The sequence below is a fragment of the Rhodanobacter thiooxydans genome (assembly GCF_021545845.1).
In the GTDB taxonomy this organism is placed as follows: domain Bacteria; phylum Pseudomonadota; class Gammaproteobacteria; order Xanthomonadales; family Rhodanobacteraceae; genus Rhodanobacter.
Genome location: NZ_CP088923.1, coordinates 419,295 through 436,604, shown reverse-complemented (window position 1 = coordinate 436,604; position 17,310 = coordinate 419,295). Strand labels below are relative to the sequence as shown.

Below are 17,310 nucleotides of genomic sequence, written 5' to 3'. Positions count from 1 at the left end.
CTCTTCTTTCGTGAGAGGGATCTCACGTGAGATAAATCGTAAACGAGTGACAAGCGTCGAGGTGAATGCGAATCAGGCTTTGCCAAGACCCACGAAGCTACTTGGGGTTATATGGTCAAGCCGCACGGCTCATTAGTATCAGTTAGCTGAACGCATTGCTGCGCTTCCACATCTGACCTATCAACCACCTGGTCTTGATGGTGCCTTGAGGAGAGTCAAGCTCTCGGGAGATCTCATCTTGGGGCGTGCTTCCCGCTTAGATGCTTTCAGCGGTTATCACTTCCGTTCATAGCTACCGGGCAATGCCTCTGGCGAGACAACCCGAACACCAGCGGAACGTCCACTCCGGTCCTCTCGTACTAGGAGCAGCCCCCCTCAAATCTCCAACGCCCACGACAGATAGGGACCGAACTGTCTCACGACGTTCTGAACCCAGCTCGCGTACCACTTTAAATGGCGAACAGCCATACCCTTGGGACCGGCTACAGCCCCAGGATGTGATGAGCCGACATCGAGGTGCCAAACACCGCCGTCGATATGAACTCTTGGGCGGTATCAGCCTGTTATCCCCGGAGTACCTTTTATCCGTTGAGCGATGGCCCTTCCATACAGAACCACCGGATCACTAAGACCTACTTTCGTACCTGCTTGATCCGTCGATCTCGCAGTCAAGCACGCTTATGCCTTTGCACACAGTACGCGATGTCCGACCGCGCTGAGCGTACCTTCGTGCTCCTCCGTTACTCTTTGGGAGGAGACCGCCCCAGTCAAACTACCCACCATACACGGTCCCTGACCCGGATTACGGGCCGAGGTTAGAACGTCAAGCACTTCAGGGTGGTATTTCAAGGATGGCTCCATGCAAACTGGCGTCTGCACTTCAAAGCCTCCCACCTATCCTACACAGAAGAACTCAACGTTCAGTGTAAAGCTATAGTAAAGGTTCACGGGGTCTTTCCGTCTTGCCGCGGGAACGCTGCATCTTCACAGCGAATTCAATTTCACTGAGTCTCGGGTGGAGACAGCGCCGCTGTCGTTACGCCATTCGTGCAGGTCGGAACTTACCCGACAAGGAATTTCGCTACCTTAGGACCGTTATAGTTACGGCCGCCGTTTACTGGGGCTTCGATCAAGAGCTTCGCCTTGCGGCTGACCCCATCAATTAACCTTCCAGCACCGGGCAGGCGTCACACCCTATACGTCCACTTTCGTGTTTGCAGAGTGCTGTGTTTTTGATAAACAGTCGCAGCGGCCAGGTTACTGCGACCCTTCAACGCTCAGTCACGCACGTGACCACGTCGAAGGGCGCACCTTCTCCCGAAGTTACGGTGCCATTTTGCCTAGTTCCTTCACCCGAGTTCTCTCAAGCGCCTTGGGATTCTCACCCTGCCTACCAGTGTCGGTTTACGGTACGGTTTTTCTACAGCTGAAGCTTAGTGGCTTTTCCTGGAAGCGTAGTATCGGTCACTTCGTCCAATAGGACTCGTCTCGGTGCTCGGCATAAAGGATCCCGGATTTGCCAAAGATCCATGCCTACCGCCTTTCCCCGGGACAACCAACGCCCGGTAGACCTAACTTTCTCCGTCCCCACATCGCACTGTAGAAAAGTGCTGGAATATTAACCAGCTTCCCATCGACTACGCATTTCTGCCTCGCCTTAGGGGCCGACTCACCCTGCGCCGATGAACGTTGCGCGAGGAAACCTTGGGCTTTCGGCGTGGGGGCTTTTCACCCCCATTATCGTTACTCATGTCAGCATTCGCACTTCCGATACCTCCAGCAGACTTTACAATCCACCTTCACAGGCTTACGGAACGCTCCTCTACCGCGTGCACTTGCGTGCACACCCCGAGCTTCGGTGCATAGCTTAGCCCCGTTAAATCTTCCGCGCAGACCGACTCGACCAGTGAGCTATTACGCTTTCTTTAAAGGATGGCTGCTTCTAAGCCAACTTCCTGGCTGTCTATGCCTTTCCACATCGTTTTCCACTTAGCTATGACTTTGGGACCTTAGCTGCGGGTCTGGGTTGTTTCCCTTTTCACGACGGACGTTAGCACCCGCCGTGTGTCTCCCGGATAGTCTGTCCTGGTATTCGGAGTTTGCCATGGTTTGGTAAGTCGCGATGACCCCCTAGCCATAACAGTGCTCTACCCCCAGGAAGATTCGTCCGAGGCGCTACCTAAATAGCTTTCGAGGAGAACCAGCTATCTCCGAGTTTGTTTAGCCTTTCACTCCTATCCTCAGCTCATCCCCATCTATTGCAACAGATGTGGGTTCGGTCCTCCAGTGCGTGTTACCGCACCTTCAACCTGGCCAAGGATAGATCACTCGGTTTCGGGTCTACTGCCAGAGACTATGCGCCCTATTCAGACTCGATTTCTCTTCGCCTCCCCTATACGGTTAAGCTTGCCACTGACAGTAAGTCGCTGACCCATTATACAAAAGGTACGCAGTTACCCTTGCGGGCTTCCACTGCTTGTACGTATACGGTTTCAGGGTCTATTTCACTCCCCTCTCCGGGGTTCTTTTCGCCTTTCCCTCACGGTACTAGTTCGCTATCGGTCAGTCAGGAGTATTTAGCCTTGGAGGATGGTCCCCCCATGTTCAGACAAGGTTTCACGTGCCCCGCCTTACTCAATTTCACGCACGGTGCCCTTTCGCTTACCGGGCTATCACCGTCTATGGCCAGCCTTTCCAGGCTGTTCAACTAAAACACCGTGCGCTTTTGGGCTAGTCCCCGTTCGCTCGTCGCTACTGAGGGAATCTCGGTTGATTTCTTTTCCTCCGGGTACTTAGATATTTCAGTTCCCCGGGTTCGCCCCGTACACCTATGAATTCAGTGCACGGTACCGCTTGCGCGGTGGGTTTCCCCATTCGGACATTGCCGGATCAAAGCTTGTTGCCAGCTCCCCGACACTTTTCGCAGGCTGCCACGTCCTTCATCGCCTCTGACTGCCAAGGCATCCACCGTATACGCTTAGTCGCTTGACCATATAACCCCAAGTCGCCTCGGGGCATGCACCCTCCTCAGGTGCAGCCAAGTTACTTCGTTTTCGTGCCTTAACACTTGCCTCGGTTCGGTTCGAACCAAGACGCTTGTCACTCGTTTACTTGTTTTCAAAGAACATCACGCCGGCCTCGATGCCGGATGATTTCAAAATCTTTGGTGTGCTGATACTTCACGCAGCGCTTGATGGTGGAGCCAGTCGGGATCGAACCGACGACCCCCTGCTTGCAAAGCAGGTGCTCTCCCAGCTGAGCTATGGCCCCTTGAGGAGTCCGCCCACGGAAGGGCGGCCTTGATCTGCCCTTCGCGGATGACTCCGCGTGAGGTAATGGTGGGTCTGGGTGGACTCGAACCACCGGCCTCACCCTTATCAGGGGTGCGCTCTAACCACCTGAGCTACAGACCCAGAGATTGAGCCCCAGAGCCTGCACCAGCCTGTTTCGAACTTGGGTTCGGAGCGGCTTTGTTGAAGAGTCCGGCCATGCATGGCCGGTCTTGATGTTCGCTCTTCGCAAAAGGGACTTTGCGTAAAGTACAGGTGTCTTGTGTGGACGTCTTGCGTGAAGAATCACGCCGTCGTTTCTTGAAAGGAGGTGATCCAGCCGCACCTTCCGATACGGCTACCTTGTTACGACTTCACCCCAGTCATGGACCACTCCGTGGGCGTCGTCCCCCTTGCGGTTAGACTAACGCCTTCTGGAGCAACCCACTCCCATGGTGTGACGGGCGGTGTGTACAAGGCCCGGGAACGTATTCACCGCGGCATAGCTGATCCGCGATTACTAGCGATTCCGACTTCATGGAGTCGAGTTGCAGACTCCAATCCGGACTGGGATCGGCTTTCTGGGATTGGCTCCACCTCGCGGTATCGCAACCCTCTGTACCGACCATTGTAGTACGTGTGTAGCCCTGGCCGTAAGGGCCATGAGGACTTGACGTCATCCCCACCTTCCTCCGGTTTGTCACCGGCAGTCTCCTTAGAGTTCCCACCTTTACGTGCTGGCAACTAAGGACAAGGGTTGCGCTCGTTGCGGGACTTAACCCAACATCTCACGACACGAGCTGACGACAGCCATGCAGCACCTGTGTTCCGATTCCCGAAGGCACTCCCGCATCTCTGCAGGATTCCGGACATGTCAAGGCCAGGTAAGGTTCTTCGCGTTGCATCGAATTAAACCACATACTCCACCGCTTGTGCGGGCCCCCGTCAATTCCTTTGAGTTTCAGTCTTGCGACCGTACTCCCCAGGCGGCGAACTTAACGCGTTAGCTTCGACACTGATCTCCGAGTTGAGACCAACATCCAGTTCGCATCGTTTAGGGCGTGGACTACCAGGGTATCTAATCCTGTTTGCTCCCCACGCTTTCGTGCTTCAGCGTCAGTGTTGTCCCAGATGGCCGCCTTCGCCACTGATGTTCCTCCCGATCTCTACGCATTTCACCGCTACACCGGGAATTCCACCATCCTCTGACACACTCTAGCTGCCCAGTATCCATCGCCATTCCCAGGTTGAGCCCGGGGATTTCACGACAGACTTAAACAACCGCCTACGCACCCTTTACGCCCAGTAATTCCGATTAACGCTTGCACCCTTCGTATTACCGCGGCTGCTGGCACGAAGTTAGCCGGTGCTTATTCCTCAGGTACCGTCAGCCCCATAGGGTATTAACCCGTGGTATTTCGCTCCTGATAAAAGTGCTTTACAACCCGAAGGCCTTCTTCACACACGCGGCATTGCTGGATCAGGCTTGCGCCCATTGTCCAATATTCCCCACTGCTGCCTCCCGTAGGAGTCTGGGCCGTGTCTCAGTCCCAGTGTGGCTGATCATCCTCTCAGACCAGCTAGCGATCGTCGCCTTGGTGGGCCGTTACCCCGCCAACTAGCTAATCGCACATCGGTTCGTCCTGCCGCGCGAGGCCCGAAGGTCCCCCGCTTTCTCCCGTAGGACGTATGCGGTATTAGTCCCGGTTTCCCGAGGTTATCCCCCACGTCAGGGTAGATCCCGATGCTTTACTCACCCGTCCGCCACTCGCCACCCGGTATTGCTACCTGTGCTGCCGTTCGACTTGCATGTGTTAGGCATGCCGCCAGCGTTCAATCTGAGCCAGGATCAAACTCTTCACTTAAGTTATCGATGGCTTAATGCCATCTATCTTTCTGAAGCGTTCTTCCCAACCGAAAAAACTCATTACTGACTTTCTTTGGTGGGACGCTTGCATTGCTTGGACAGGTCGCAACCCATCAGCACAAGACGTCCACACAATTCACCTGCGCACACTGTCAAAGATCTTCTCGCCAACCACCACTTCGGTGATCGCCCCGGAACCTTTCGTTCCGGGTGAGCCGCCCATTCTACATCGCTTTTTGCGACCGTCAACACCCGCAGCAAGGAAATTTTTAGCGTGGGGTGTCGCGGAGACCTTCGCGAAAGGGCGCCTCGTCGAAGGGGCGTGAATCATAGCGCCGAGCTGGGCGTCTGGGAAGGGGGCGCATGCACTTTTCTCCGGAAAGCAACGCTCGCGCGCAGCGCTACACTGCCCGTCGCGCCTTCCCGCCCGCGACGAGCAGCTGCAATGAAACGATGGGTTGCCCCGATGTTTTTCCTGCTGGCCGGTTGCTCCGGCCCTGCTCCCACGCCATCCAAGGCATCGGCGCTCGAGCTGCATGGGCAGCATTTTCCGGTGGAGCTCGCCACCGACGACGCCAGCCGCCAGCATGGCCTGATGATGCGCACCGCGCTGGCGCCCGACCACGGCATGCTGTTCGTGTTTCCCCACACCGGGCCGCAGGCGTTCTGGATGAAGAACACCCTGATCCCGCTGGACATCCTGTACTTCGATGCGGAGCGTCGGCTGGTCTCGATGCAAGTGGACGTGCCGCCATGCAAGGCCGACCCTTGCCCGACCTACCCCAGCGACGCGCCGGCAATCTACGTGCTGGAGCTGTCTGCCGGCACGGCGCGACGTATCGGTGCGCAGCCGGGGGATGTGTTGAAGATCGAGGGCGATATCGGGCCGATACGCTGAACAACCGCACCAGGTACGTCGAGCATGCCGGTGCGATAGGGGATCAGGTCCTCGGGACGCAGGTTTTCCAGTACACCCCAGTCGTCTTCGAACGGAATGAACTGTCGCATGGGATGTTCCTGAGTACGGCGCGCCGCTTGACCGGCGCAGGAACATCAAAGCAGCCGGCCCGGCCAATGCACTGACGGAATCGGGCCGTTTGCGGGCAGGGATCGGCGTTCAGTCGATCACGATCATCTCGAAATCGTCCTTGGTCGTACCGCAATCCGGGCAGGTCCAGGTGTAGGGCACATCCTCCCAGCGCGTACCGGCGGGAATGCCTTCATCGGGCACGCCCATGGCTTCGTCGTAGATGTAGCCGCAGACAACGCACATCCATTTGCGCAAGGCGGTTTCGGTGGAGCTCTGGCTCATGATCGGGTTTCTTCGGATCGCTAGGGAATGGAGCATTCTCGCAACTCGCCCGACAATACGAAAGCGCGACAATGATGCCGCTACCTTCCCCACCCACCTACGAGGCGACGATTTGAAGAAGACGCCAATACTCTCCGCCGACCGCGGCCTGTACGCCATCACCGACGGGCCGCGCGACGACCTGCTCGCCGTCGTCGCCCAGGCGTTGGCCGGCGGCGCAAGGCTGCTGCAGTACCGCGACCTGAGCGACGACGCGGCGCGGCGCCACGCCGAAGCGACGGCACTCATGCAGCTGTGCCGCACTCATCACGTACCGCTGATCATCGACCACGACATCGCACTGGCCCAAGCCGTCGGCGCCGACGGCGTGCACCTGGGCAAGGACGACGACGATCCCGCTGCCGTGCGTGCCGTGCTGGGCGAGCATGCGATCGTCGGCGTGTCGTGCTACGGCTCGTTGCCGCGCGCACAGGCTGCCGCACGCGCCGGCGCCAGCTACGTGTCGTTCGGCGCGTTCTTTCCCTCACCGACCAAGCCGCTGGCAGCGCGCGTCCCGATCGACCTGCTGAGGCAAAGCGCCGCGTTGGGCGTGCCGCGGGTGGCGATCGGCGGGATCACGCCGGACAATGGCGCCTCACTGGTCGAAGCCGGCGCCGATTACCTGGCGGCCATCACCGCCGTGTTCGCCGCTCCCGACGTGCGCGCCGCCGCGCAGCACTTCGCCGACCTGTACCCCTCCGATCGAGAACCCTCACGATGAACAACCACGAACTCTTCCAGCGCGCCCAGAAGCTGATGCCCGGCGGCGTGAACTCGCCGGTGCGCGCGTTCAAGTCGGTCGGTGGCGAACCGTTCTTCACCGCGCGGGCAGACGGCGCGTATCTGTGGGATGTGGAAGGCACCCGCTATATCGACTACGTCGGCTCATGGGGGCCGATGATCGTCGGCCACAACCATCCGGCGGTGCGCGAGGCGGTAGAGCGCGCGGTGCGAAACGGCCTCTCGTTCGGTACGCCCTGCCCGGCTGAAGTGACCATGGCCGAGACCATCACCCGATTGATTCCCTCGGTCGAGATGCTGCGCATGGTGAACTCCGGCACCGAGGCCACCATGTCGGCGATCCGCCTTGCCCGCGGCGCTACCGGCCGCAGCAAGATCGTGAAGTTCGAGGGCTGCTACCACGGCCACGGCGACAGCTTCCTGGTCAAGGCCGGCTCCGGCGCGCTCACCTTCGGTGTGCCGACTTCGCCCGGTGTGCCCAAGGCGAACGCCGACCTCACGCTCACCCTGCCCTACAACGACCTCGATGCCGCCAAGGTGCTGTTCGCCGCGCAAGGCGAGGAGATCGCCGCGCTCATCATCGAGCCAGTGGCCGGCAACATGAACTGCATCCCGCCGATGGACGGCTATTTGCAAGGCCTGCGCGAACTGTGCACGCGGCACGGCGCGCTGCTGATCTTCGACGAGGTGATGACCGGCTTCCGCGTGGCGCTCGGCGGCGCGCAGGCGCATTACGGGGTGACGCCGGACATCACCACGTTCGGCAAGATCATCGGCGGTGGCATGCCGGTGGGTGCCTACGGCGGTCGCCGCGATTTGATGGAACAGATCGCCCCGAGCGGCCCGATCTACCAGGCCGGCACGCTTTCCGGCAACCCAGTGGCGATGGCGGCGGGCCTGGCGATGCTGGAGCTGATCCAGGCGCCCGGCTTCCACGACCAACTGGCCGCCCGCACCCGCCTGCTCTGCGACGGCCTGCAGTCGGTGATGGATGCCGCCGGGGTGGCGTTCTCCACCAACCGCGTGGGGGGCATGTTCGGGCTGTTCTTCACGGCACAGAAGGTCAGCAGCTATGCGCAGGCCACGGCGGCGGACACCGCGCTGTTCAACCGCTTCTTCCACGGCATGTTGGCGCGCGGCGTGTACCTCGCCCCCAGTGCCTTCGAGGCGGGCTTCCTCTCCAGCGCCCATTCCGACCAGGACATCGCCGACACCTTGCAGGCGGCGCGCGAGGCCGCGAGCGCAGCCAAGGCGGGCTGACCCGGAAAAAAATCACGCAATGACAAGCTTTACACATGAACATGTTTACTATTTGTCGCCGTCGTTCAGGATGACGGGGTCGCCATCCGACGACCTATCACCGGAACAAACATCATGAAATCCCTTGCCATTGCCTGTGCCCTTGCCATGGGTCTGAGCCTCCCCCTCACTACGCTCGCGCAGCCGGCCATGCCCGGCATGCAGGCCGCCCCGCAAGCCGCCGCCGCACCCGCCGCACCGAAGCTGCACGCCGCGCTGCGCGGCCTGTGGCACGGCCATCTGGTCGCCACGCGCGACTACGCGACGGCCGTGAAAGCCGGCAACAAGGCGGCTGAAGCCAAGACCGCCGACGCCGTGGTGGCGAACGCCAAGCAGATTTCCGACGCGGTGGCCGGCTTCTACGGCGCCGACGCCGGCAAGGGCTTGCTCACCTTGCTCGCCGGTCACTGGGGCGGCGTGAAGGCACTCACCGACGCGACCCACGCCGGCGACAAGGCCGCTGCCGACAAGGCCATGCAGGCTCTCGCCACGAACGCCGGCGAGATCGCCAAATTCCTGCACGGCGCCAATCCGAACCACTGGCCCGAAGCCACCGTCGACGGCCTGCTGCTGCAACATGCCGCCGACCACCAGTCGCTGGTGGGCGCGATCATGGCCGGCGACCAAGCCACCAGCGCGAAGGACTGGACGATGATGGAAGAACACATGAACACCATCGCCGATGCGCTGTCCGGCGGCATCGCCGCGCAGTTCCCGCAAAAGGCCCAGTAAGTCCGTGGGCGCCCTGCGCCAGCTCGGCCAGACCCAGCAGAAGCTGCTGCGGACACTGCTGGCCGCGCCGCAGGGCGCCAGTGTGGAGGCGCTGTGCCTGGCGCTGCACGTGACCCACAACGCCGTGCGGCAGCACCTCTCCGCGCTGATCGTCACGGGTCACGTCGAACGCGGCACGGCGCGCCCCACCGGCGGCCGGCCGCAGGCACGCTACCTGCTGACGCAGGCGGGCCGCGAACTCTTTCCGCGCCATTACGGCCTGATCGCCGGCAGCATCCTCGAACACCTGTACGCCAGCGCCGGCAAGGCCGGCGTGCAGGCCTTGCTGGCGAGCATGGGCGAGGAACTCGGCCACGCGGCGGCCAGCCGCATCAAGGGCGAAAGCGACGCCGCGATCGCCGCGCGCCTGGCCGAACAGTTGGACACGCTGGGCTATGAAGCCGCCACCGTGAAGCGCGACGGCGAAACCCAGGTGGAGGCCTACAACTGCGTGTTCCACGACCTCGCCAAGACCCACCCCGACGTCTGCCGCTTCGACCTCGCCTTCATGGAAGCCGCCACCGGACGGCATATCCAGCACATGGAATGCCTGGTACGCGGCGGGCAGGCCTGCCGCTTTCGCCTCGGCAAGCCGCGCCCCGGCTGATTACCACGCGCCGGTGTTCGGCATCGAGGCCCACGGCTCGGTCGGCGGCAGGTGACCGTCCTGCAGCAGCTCCACCGAAATCAGGTCGGGCGAGCGCACGAAGGCCATGTGGCCGTCGCGCGGCGGGCGGTGGATGGTGTAGCCCATGTCCATCAGGCGCTGGCAGGTGGCGTAGATGTCCTCCACGCGGAACGCCAGGTGGCCGAAGTTGCGCGCGCTGCCGTAGTCCTCGGTGGAGCCCCAGTTCCAGGTGAGCTCGACCTCGGCCTCGGAGCTGTCCGGCGCGGCGAGGAACACCAGGGTGAACTTGCCCTGGGCATTTTCCATGCGGCGCACCTCGCGCAGGCCCAGGCCCTCGCAGTAGAAACGCAGCGAGGCGTCGATGTCGCGCACGCGCACCATGGTGTGCAGGTATTTCATCGGAACTCTCCTGACCGGCCAGCCTCAGCCTGCCGCAAAATCGCTCAACGCCGCGTGCAGGCGCCCGAGGCCGTCGGCGAGTTCCTCGTCGGTGATGGTCAGCGGCGGCACGAAGCGCAGCACGTCCGGCCCCGCCTGCAGCAGCAGCAGGCCGTGCGCGGCGGCGTGGTCGAGGATCGCGCCGGCCTTGCCCCGATGTGCCTCGGCCAGCGCCGCCCCGATCATCAGGCCGCGGCCGCGCACCTCGTCGAACAACTGCAGCTCGTGGTTGATACGCGCCAGCCCCGCGCGCAGGTCGTTCGCCTGGCGCTCCACGTTCATCAGCACCGCCGACGAGGACAGCTTGGCCAGCGCGACGCGCGCCACCGCGGCGGCCATCGGGTTGCCGCCGAAGGTGGTGCCGTGGGCGCCGTACTGCATCACCTCGGCCACCTTGGGTCCGGCCAGCATCGCGCCGATCGGGAAACCGCCGCCGAGCGCCTTGGCCAGGGTCACGATGTCCGGTGCGACATTGTCGTGCGCATGCGCGAACAGCGTGCCGGTGCGGCCCATGCCGCACTGGATCTCGTCCAGCACCAGCAAGGCGCCGTGTGCGTCGCACAGCTCGCGCACGCGCTTGAGGAAACCCGGCGCGGCCGGCACCACGCCGCCCTCGCCCTGCACCGGCTCCAGCATCACCGCGGCGATGTCGCCGGCGGCGAACGCCGCCTCCAGCGCCGCGGCATCGTTGAAGTCGAGGTAGCGGAAACCCGCCGGCAGCGGCTCGTAGCCCTGCTGGTACTTCGGCTGCGCGGTGGCGGTGACGGTGGCCAGCGTGCGGCCGTGGAACGAGCCATTGAAGGTGACGATGACGCGCCGCTCCGGCGCGCGCCCCTGCGCGGCCGCCCACTTACGCACCAGCTTGATCGCCGCCTCGTTCGCCTCGGCGCCGGAATTGCACAGGAACACACGTTCAGCGAAACCGCTCGCCTGCACCAGCTCCTCGGCCAGGCGCAGCGGCGGCTCGGTGTAGAACACGTTGCTGCTGTGCCACAGCTTGTGCGCCTGCGCGGTCAGCGCGGCGAGCAGGTCCGGATCCTGGTGGCCGAGCGCGTTCACCGCGATCCCGGCACCGAAATCCACGTAGTCGCGCCCCTCGGTGTCCCACACCCGCGCGCCCTTGCCGTGGTCGAGCACCAGCTCGCGCGGCTTGTACACCGGCAGCCAGTAGCGTTTGCCAAGCGAGATCAGGGCTTCGGTGGTGGCATCGGGGCGGGTCATGGGTGTTCCGGCGTGCGAGAAGGGGAAGGGTTGCGCATGCTAGCGCCCGGCTCGGGCCTTGGCACGGCCGACTTCAGTCGAGGAAGAGATCCGGCAGCAGGGCGGCGCCCGGCTGCACGGCATAGCCGTCGAAATCGCTCACGCCGGCCTCGCGCAGGATCTCTTCGTCGATCGCGAAATGGCCGGTGTAGCTGCGCGCCGGGCGGGTCAGGATGGCGTGGGCGGCGTCGGCCACGATCTCCGGCTTACGGCAATGCTCGGCCTTCACCCCGTCGATCATGCCGATCGCCGCGGTGGCGATCACCGTGCGCGGCCACAGCGCGTTCACCGCGATGCCCAGCGGGGCGAACTCCGGACTCATGCCCAGCACGCACAGGCTCATGCCCATCTTGGCGATGGTGTAGGCGGTGTGCGGCGCGAACCATTTCGGGTCGAGGCTGGGCGGCGGCGACAGCATCAGCACATGCGGATTGGCCGCTTTCTTCAGGTACGGCAGGCAGGCCTGGGTGACCAGGAAGGTGCCGCGCGTATTGACCTGCTGCATCAGGTCGAAGCGCTTCATCGGCGTGCCTTCGGTGCCGGCCAGCCAGATCGCGCTGGCATTGTTGACCACGATGTCGATGCCGCCGAAACGCTCGGCCGCCTGCGCGGCGGCGGCCACCACCTGGGCCTCCTCGCGGATGTCCACCTGCAGCGCCAGCGCCTTGCCGCCGGCCGCCTCGACCTCCGCCGCCGCGGTGTGGATGGTGCCGGGCAGCTTCGGGTTCGGCACGCCGCTCTTGGCCGCGATCACGATGTTGGCGCCGTCGCGCGCGGCGCGCAGCGCGATCGCCAGGCCGATGCCACGCGAGGCACCGCTGATGAACAGGGTCTTGCCGGCAAGGTCGGTCATGCGCGTTGCTCCGTCGAATAAAGTGTTCAGTGTAGAACCCGCCGGACTCACGGCTTCTGAAAGCGCGGCAGGATGTCGCGCAGTTCGGCCAGCCGTTGCACCGGATCAGGCAGTTCGAGCATGCGCTGCTGTTCGCCGGCGTCCAGCGGCAGCAGCTCGGCCAGCCGGAAGCCCAGCCAGCTGGCGTCGTCGTAGGCGCTGCGCGGCGCATCGCGCCACTGCGGCGCCATCGTCTCGATCAACCGCTCCAGGATGGTCTGCAGCAGGGCGAACTCGACCGGCACCGGCTGCTCCGGCTCGTCCGGCCAGACCTCCACGTCGCCGCGCAGCAGGCCGTCGACGCGTGCCCGGCTGCGTACCGCACGAAAACGCGGACCGCCCTCGGCGACGATGCCGAGCAGGCCATCGTCGCCACGGTGGAAATCGCTGATCCGCGCGATGGTGCCGATCGCCGCCGGCAGCGCCGGCTCGCCCACTTCCTTGCCCTCGAGGATCAGGCAGACGCCGAAACCAGTGCCATGCCGCGTGCATTCGCGCACCAGATCTAGATAGCGCGGCTCGAAGATGCGCAGCTGCAGCTGGCTGCCGGGAAACAGCACCGAGGCCAGCGGAAACAGCGGCATCTCGACGAGCAGCGACTGGGATTGGGCGACCATCCAGCGAGTGTACCCAGAGCCGGCGCTCCGGTCTGCGGCAGCCGGCTCAGGCCTGCCGCAGGCTTTCCACGAAACGGCGCGGCGCCGCCTCGAAACCGCCGTTGGACATGAAGATCACCTGGTCGCCCGCCCGTGCCTGCGCGCGCAGCGCGGCAATCAGTGCATCGACCGTCGGCGCCGTGGCGCCGCGCCCGCCCAACGCCGCGGTGACCCGGCCGGCGTCCCACGACAGCTCGGGGCGATGCAGGAACACCACCGCATCGGCGTCGGCCAGCGACGGCGCCAGCGCCTCGGCGTGCGCGCCCTGGCGCATCGAGTTGGAACGTGGCTCCAGCGCCACCAGGATGCGCGCGCTGCCCACCTTGGCGCGCAGCCCGGCCAGCGTAGTGGCGATCGCGGTGGGGTGATGGGCGAAGTCGTCGTACACGCGCACGCCGTTCACCTCGCCGACCAGTTCCATCCGCCGCTTCACGCTCTCAAAGCTGGCGAAGGCCGGCAGCAGCACTTGCGGATCGGCGCCTGCGACGGCGGCGGCCGCCAGTGCGGCCAGCGCATTCATCACGCTGTGCTGGCCGAGCAGCGACCAACGCACCTCACCCACACCTTCGCCGTGGTGCGTCACCCTGAACGCGCTGCCGTCGGCCTCGATCAGTTCCGCCTGCCAGTCACCGGTGCCGATGCCGAAGCTTTCCACCGGCGTCCAGCAGCCCATCGCCAGCACCTCGGCCAGGCGCTCGTCGTGCGCGTTGACGATCAGCCGGCCGTTGCCCGGTACGGTGCGCACCAGGTGGTGGAACTGGCGCTGGATCGCCGCCACGTCGGGGAAGATGTCCGCGTGGTCGTATTCGAGGTTGTTGAGGATCGCGATGCGCGGGCGGTAGTGCACGAATTTCGAACGCTTGTCGAAGAACGCGGTGTCGTATTCGTCCGCTTCAATGACAAAAGGCGCCGCCATCGGCGGCACGACACTCCCTTCCCCCTCCGGGGGAAGGTGGCGCGCAGCGCCGGATGAGGGTCCGGGGCCTGCGTATGCCTGCCTGCCCCCCAACCGCGCAGAAACGCCGAAATTCCCCGGCACGCCACCGACCAGAAAGCCCGGCGCCATCCCCGCGCTCTCCAGCAAATGCGCCAGCAGGCTGGTGGTGGTGGTCTTGCCGTGGGTGCCGGCCACGGCCAGCACGTCGCGGTCGGCCAGCACCGTCTCGCCCAGCCACTGCGGGCCGGAGATGTAGCGCAGACGCGCATCGAGCATGTACTCGACGGCCGGGTTGCCGCGGCTCATCGCGTTGCCGACCACGACGAGATCAGGGGCCGGCTGCAGGTGCCTGGCGGTGTAGCCGCTCATCAGGCCGATGCCGAGCGCCTCCAGCTGGGTGCTCATCGGCGGATAGACGTTGGCGTCGGAACCTTCGACCGCGTGGCCCAGCTCGCGCGCGAGTGCGGCGACCCCGCCCATGAAGGTGCCGCAGATGCCGAGGATGTGCAGACGCATGACGAGCGATTCCCTTGCAGGGAGCAGGAAGCGGGCTCAGCCGTTCGCAGCGGCGGCTTCGTTCTGCAGCGCGTGCTCGATCCGCGCGGTGACCTCGTCCAGTTCGCCGACGCCGTCCACCACCTGCAGCTTGCCGCGGCTGGCGTAGAAATCCGCCACCGGCGCGGTCTGCTCGGCGTAGATGGCGAGGCGTTTGCGCACGGTATCCGGGTTGTCGTCGGCGCGGCCTTCGGCCTTGAAGCGGATTTCGCAGCGCCCGATGATCACCTCGTTCGGCACCTCCAGCTTCACCACCGCATCCAGCGGCTGACCAAGCTTGGCCAGCAGGTGGTCGAGCGCGTCGGCCTGGGCCAGGTTGCGCGGATAGCCATCGAGGATGAAGCCGGTTTTCGCGTCAGCCTGGGCCAGGCGCTCTTCCAGCATGCCGAGCAGGATGTCGTCGGAAACCAGCTGGCCGGCGTCCATCACCGCCTTGGCCTTGAGTCCCATCGCGGTGCCGGCGGCGACCGCGGCGCGCAGCATGTCGCCGGTCGAGATATGCGGAACGCCCAGCGCCGTCTTCAGTCGGGTCGCCTGCGTACCTTTGCCCGAGCCGGGCGCACCAAGTAGGACGAGTCGCATAATGCTCCACAAGTTCGGCAGGCCGCCGCATGTTGCAGCCGCCTGCCCGATGCACGGAATTGCCCGTCAAATTAGCCGCTGCACCGAGTGCCGTCAAACAGCGACCTTCGTCGTATTCGGCCAAGTACCTGTTGCAGAAAAGATTTGCCGGCGACCGTGGCCAACCACCCCGCTGCCTGACCGAGGATCCCATGAGCCCGAACCGCCGTTCACCCGCCATCGCCGGCAACCTGCTGTACGCCCAGTCCGGCGGTGTCACCGCCGTGATCAACGCCACCGCCGCCGGTGTGATCGAAGCCGCCCGCGGCAAGGGCGTGAAGGTCTACGCCGCGCGCAACGGCATCCTCGGCGCGCTGCGCGAGGAGCTGATCGACACCTCGAAGGAATCGGCCGCCGCGATCGCCGCGCTACGCCACACGCCCGGCGGCGCGTTCGGCTCGTGCCGCTACAAGCTGAAGTCGCTGGACGAGAACCGCGCCGAGTACGAGCGGCTGATCGAGGTGTTCCGTGCGCACGACATCCGCTGGTTCCTCTACAACGGCGGCAACGATTCGGCCGATACCGCGCTGAAACTGTCGCAGATCGGCAAGGCACTGGGCTACGACATCCGCTGCATCGGCGTGCCGAAGACGGTGGACAATGACCTCGCCGTCACCGACTGCTGCCCCGGTTTCGGCTCGGTGGCGAAGTACACCGCGATTTCCACGCTGGAGGCCAGCCTGGACGTGGCCTCGATGGCCGAGACCTCGACCAAGGTGTTCATCCTGGAAGTGATGGGCCGCCACGCCGGCTGGATCGCCGCCGCCGCCGGCCTCGCTGGCGAAGGTGCGGACGCGCCGCCACACATCATCCTGTTCCCCGAGAATGCGTTCGACGAGGCCGCATTCCTGGCGAAAGTGAAAACCACCGTCGAGCGCGTCGGCTGGTGCACCGTGGTCGCTTCCGAAGGCGTGCGCAACACAGCCGGCCAGTTCCTCGCCGAGGCCGGCACCCGTGACGCGTTCGGCCACGCCCAGCTCGGCGGCGTGGCGCCAGTGCTGGCGGCACTGGTGAAGGAAAAGCTCGGCTACAAGTACCACTGGGCGTTGCCCGACTACCTGCAGCGCTCCGCGCGGCACGCCGCCTCAAAGGTCGACGCGGAGCAGGCCTATGCGGTGGGCCGTGCCGCGGTCGGCTACGCACTGGCCGGGATGAACGCGGTGATGCCGGTGATCGTGCGCACGTCCGACGCGCCGTACCGCTGGAAGATCGAACCGGCACCGCTGGCGAAGATCGCCAACCGCGAAAAGAAGATGCCGAAGAACTTCATCAGCCGCGACGGTTTCGACATCACCGCCGCCGCCCGCCGTTACCTCGCCCCGCTGATCTGCGGCGAAGCGCCGCTGCCGTACGGCAAGGACGGGCTGCCGCGCTACGTGCGGCTGAAGAACGTGGCGGTGGCGAACAGGCTGGCGGCATTCCGGCGCTGAGGCCGCCTTGCTGGTGAGGGCCACCTGGAACCGGGCCGCGGGATCGGGTTTCGTTCAGCCGCAATTTCCTACGATCCACCCTGCCCGGGTCGATCGCCGCGCTGTTGCGGCCACGACCTGCCACGGGAGGAGACCCGAGATGAAACTCGTCCACCGCCTGCTCATCGCCCTCGCCTTGCTCACCACCGGCAGCCTCGCGCTGGCCGCCCCGGGGCCCGGCCCGGATGATCATGGCCGGCATGGCCATGACCGTGGCTACGACCGTCATCACGACGGCCGCCGCTGGCATGACGACCGTCGCCACGGCGACTGGCGCCGCGACCATCGCCGCCATGACGACCGTCGCTACGGTTACGACCATCGCGACTACCACTACGCCGGCCCGCGCTATTACCCGGCGCACCCCCATCGCTGGGAACGCGGCCACCGCTACTATGGCCCGAGCTACGTGGTGCGCGACTACCGCCATTACCGCCTGCACCCGCCGCCGCGCGGCTACCACTGGGTGCGCGCGAACAACGACTACCTGCTGGTCGCGATCGCCACCGGCATCATCCTGGACTACGCGCTGCGGTAAATCCGCGCCGAGGCAAGC

At 64.3% G+C, this 17,310-nt stretch carries 14 protein-coding genes, 2 tRNA genes and 2 rRNA genes; 7 read left to right on the top strand and 11 right to left on the bottom strand.

Annotation, left to right across the window (positions count from 1 at the left end):
• Nucleotides 1-111 precede the first annotated feature (111 nt).
• From LRK53_RS01870 to LRK53_RS01855, 4 genes are all read right to left on the bottom strand, one after another.
• Nucleotides 112-2,991 (bottom strand): 23S ribosomal RNA (locus tag LRK53_RS01870).
• A 203-nt stretch (nt 2,992-3,194) separates the two neighbouring features.
• Nucleotides 3,195-3,270 (bottom strand) — tRNA-Ala (locus tag LRK53_RS01865).
• A 66-nt stretch (nt 3,271-3,336) separates the two neighbouring features.
• Nucleotides 3,337-3,413 (bottom strand) — tRNA-Ile (locus LRK53_RS01860).
• 180 nt (nt 3,414-3,593) lie between these two features.
• Nucleotides 3,594-5,134: ribosomal RNA gene (locus tag LRK53_RS01855) — 16S ribosomal RNA — on the bottom strand.
• The 16S and 23S rRNA genes sit together here with 2 tRNA genes alongside, the layout of an rRNA operon.
• Nucleotides 5,135-5,581: 447 nt before the next feature.
• Here LRK53_RS01855 and LRK53_RS01850 point away from each other — a divergent pair.
• The gene (locus tag LRK53_RS01850; RefSeq protein WP_425504527.1) at nt 5,582-6,034 is read left to right on the top strand and encodes a DUF192 domain-containing protein; all 453 of its coding nucleotides are present in this window, start codon (nt 5,582-5,584) and stop codon (nt 6,032-6,034) included.
• A gap of 219 nt (nt 6,035-6,253) precedes the next feature.
• Here the strand turns inward: LRK53_RS01850 and LRK53_RS01845 are convergent, their stop codons facing one another.
• Nucleotides 6,254-6,448 carry a rubredoxin gene (locus tag LRK53_RS01845; RefSeq protein WP_027491430.1) on the bottom strand — a complete coding sequence of 65 codons (195 nt, stop codon included), beginning with the start codon at nt 6,446-6,448 and terminating at the stop codon, nt 6,254-6,256.
• A gap of 112 nt (nt 6,449-6,560) precedes the next feature.
• Here LRK53_RS01845 and thiE point away from each other — a divergent pair, with 112 nt between their 5' ends.
• From thiE to LRK53_RS01825, 4 genes are all read left to right on the top strand, one after another.
• Nucleotides 6,561-7,208 carry a thiamine phosphate synthase gene (thiE, locus tag LRK53_RS01840; protein ID WP_027491429.1) on the top strand — a complete coding sequence of 216 codons (648 nt, stop codon included), beginning with the start codon at nt 6,561-6,563 and terminating at the stop codon, nt 7,206-7,208.
• Entirely contained in the window at nt 7,205-8,488 is a 1,284-nt protein-coding gene (hemL, locus tag LRK53_RS01835) for a glutamate-1-semialdehyde 2,1-aminomutase (protein WP_027491428.1), read from the top strand. Before thiE ends, hemL begins: the two co-directional genes overlap by 4 nt.
• A gap of 114 nt (nt 8,489-8,602) precedes the next feature.
• The gene (locus LRK53_RS01830) at nt 8,603-9,259 is read left to right on the top strand and encodes a hypothetical protein (RefSeq protein ID WP_185754555.1); all 657 of its coding nucleotides are present in this window, start codon (nt 8,603-8,605) and stop codon (nt 9,257-9,259) included.
• 4 nt (nt 9,260-9,263) lie between these two features.
• Nucleotides 9,264-9,905 (top strand): helix-turn-helix transcriptional regulator, encoded by a 642-nt coding sequence (locus LRK53_RS01825; RefSeq protein ID WP_027491427.1) that lies wholly within the window; start codon nt 9,264-9,266, stop codon nt 9,903-9,905.
• Here the strand turns inward: LRK53_RS01825 and LRK53_RS01820 are convergent, their stop codons facing one another.
• From LRK53_RS01820 to LRK53_RS01795, 6 genes are all read right to left on the bottom strand, one after another.
• Nucleotides 9,906-10,325 (bottom strand): VOC family protein, encoded by a 420-nt coding sequence (locus LRK53_RS01820; protein ID WP_027491426.1) that lies wholly within the window; start codon nt 10,323-10,325, stop codon nt 9,906-9,908.
• A 24-nt stretch (nt 10,326-10,349) separates the two neighbouring features.
• A complete protein-coding gene (locus tag LRK53_RS01815; protein ID WP_027491425.1) occupies nt 10,350-11,585 on the bottom strand; it encodes an acetylornithine/succinylornithine family transaminase in 1,236 nt (411 codons plus the stop codon).
• 73 nt (nt 11,586-11,658) lie between these two features.
• Nucleotides 11,659-12,477, bottom strand: coding sequence for an SDR family oxidoreductase (locus tag LRK53_RS01810; RefSeq protein WP_027491424.1), 819 nt, complete (start codon nt 12,475-12,477; stop codon nt 11,659-11,661).
• 47 nt (nt 12,478-12,524) lie between these two features.
• The gene (locus LRK53_RS01805) at nt 12,525-13,133 is read right to left on the bottom strand and encodes an LON peptidase substrate-binding domain-containing protein (protein ID WP_027491423.1); all 609 of its coding nucleotides are present in this window, start codon (nt 13,131-13,133) and stop codon (nt 12,525-12,527) included.
• A gap of 46 nt (nt 13,134-13,179) precedes the next feature.
• Nucleotides 13,180-14,625, bottom strand: a complete 1,446-nt coding sequence (gene mpl / locus LRK53_RS01800) for a UDP-N-acetylmuramate:L-alanyl-gamma-D-glutamyl-meso-diaminopimelate ligase (RefSeq protein WP_027491422.1) — start codon at nt 14,623-14,625, stop codon at nt 13,180-13,182.
• 36 nt (nt 14,626-14,661) lie between these two features.
• A complete protein-coding gene (locus tag LRK53_RS01795) occupies nt 14,662-15,246 on the bottom strand; it encodes an adenylate kinase (protein ID WP_027491421.1) in 585 nt (194 codons plus the stop codon).
• Between the two features lie 191 nt (nt 15,247-15,437).
• Between LRK53_RS01795 and LRK53_RS01790 the strand changes: the two genes are divergently transcribed.
• Nucleotides 15,438-16,715: a 6-phosphofructokinase gene (locus LRK53_RS01790; protein ID WP_027491420.1), complete on the top strand. Its 1,278-nt coding sequence runs from the start codon at nt 15,438-15,440 to the stop codon at nt 16,713-16,715.
• A gap of 139 nt (nt 16,716-16,854) precedes the next feature.
• A complete protein-coding gene (locus LRK53_RS01785; protein ID WP_027491419.1) occupies nt 16,855-17,292 on the top strand; it encodes an RcnB family protein in 438 nt (145 codons plus the stop codon).
• Nucleotides 17,293-17,310: the final 18 nt, after the last annotated feature.

What these genes read in the sequence shown, in the direction of transcription:
- LRK53_RS01850 (WP_425504527.1), top strand. Translation starts at nt 5,582, where the DNA reads ATGAAACGATGGGTTGCCCCGATGTTTTTCCTGCTGGCCGGTTGCTCC.
- LRK53_RS01845 (WP_027491430.1), bottom strand. Translation starts at nt 6,448, where the DNA reads ATGAGCCAGAGCTCCACCGAAACCGCCTTGCGCAAATGGATGTGCGTT.
- hemL (WP_027491428.1), top strand. Translation starts at nt 7,205, where the DNA reads ATGAACAACCACGAACTCTTCCAGCGCGCCCAGAAGCTGATGCCCGGC.
- LRK53_RS01830 (WP_185754555.1), top strand. Translation starts at nt 8,603, where the DNA reads ATGAAATCCCTTGCCATTGCCTGTGCCCTTGCCATGGGTCTGAGCCTC.
- LRK53_RS01820 (WP_027491426.1), bottom strand. Translation starts at nt 10,325, where the DNA reads ATGAAATACCTGCACACCATGGTGCGCGTGCGCGACATCGACGCCTCG.
- LRK53_RS01815 (WP_027491425.1), bottom strand. Translation starts at nt 11,585, where the DNA reads ATGACCCGCCCCGATGCCACCACCGAAGCCCTGATCTCGCTTGGCAAA.
- LRK53_RS01810 (WP_027491424.1), bottom strand. Translation starts at nt 12,477, where the DNA reads ATGACCGACCTTGCCGGCAAGACCCTGTTCATCAGCGGTGCCTCGCGT.
- LRK53_RS01805 (WP_027491423.1), bottom strand. Translation starts at nt 13,133, where the DNA reads ATGGTCGCCCAATCCCAGTCGCTGCTCGTCGAGATGCCGCTGTTTCCG.
- mpl (WP_027491422.1), bottom strand. Translation starts at nt 14,625, where the DNA reads ATGCGTCTGCACATCCTCGGCATCTGCGGCACCTTCATGGGCGGGGTC.
- LRK53_RS01795 (WP_027491421.1), bottom strand. Translation starts at nt 15,246, where the DNA reads ATGCGACTCGTCCTACTTGGTGCGCCCGGCTCGGGCAAAGGTACGCAG.
- LRK53_RS01790 (WP_027491420.1), top strand. Translation starts at nt 15,438, where the DNA reads ATGAGCCCGAACCGCCGTTCACCCGCCATCGCCGGCAACCTGCTGTAC.
- LRK53_RS01785 (WP_027491419.1), top strand. Translation starts at nt 16,855, where the DNA reads ATGAAACTCGTCCACCGCCTGCTCATCGCCCTCGCCTTGCTCACCACC.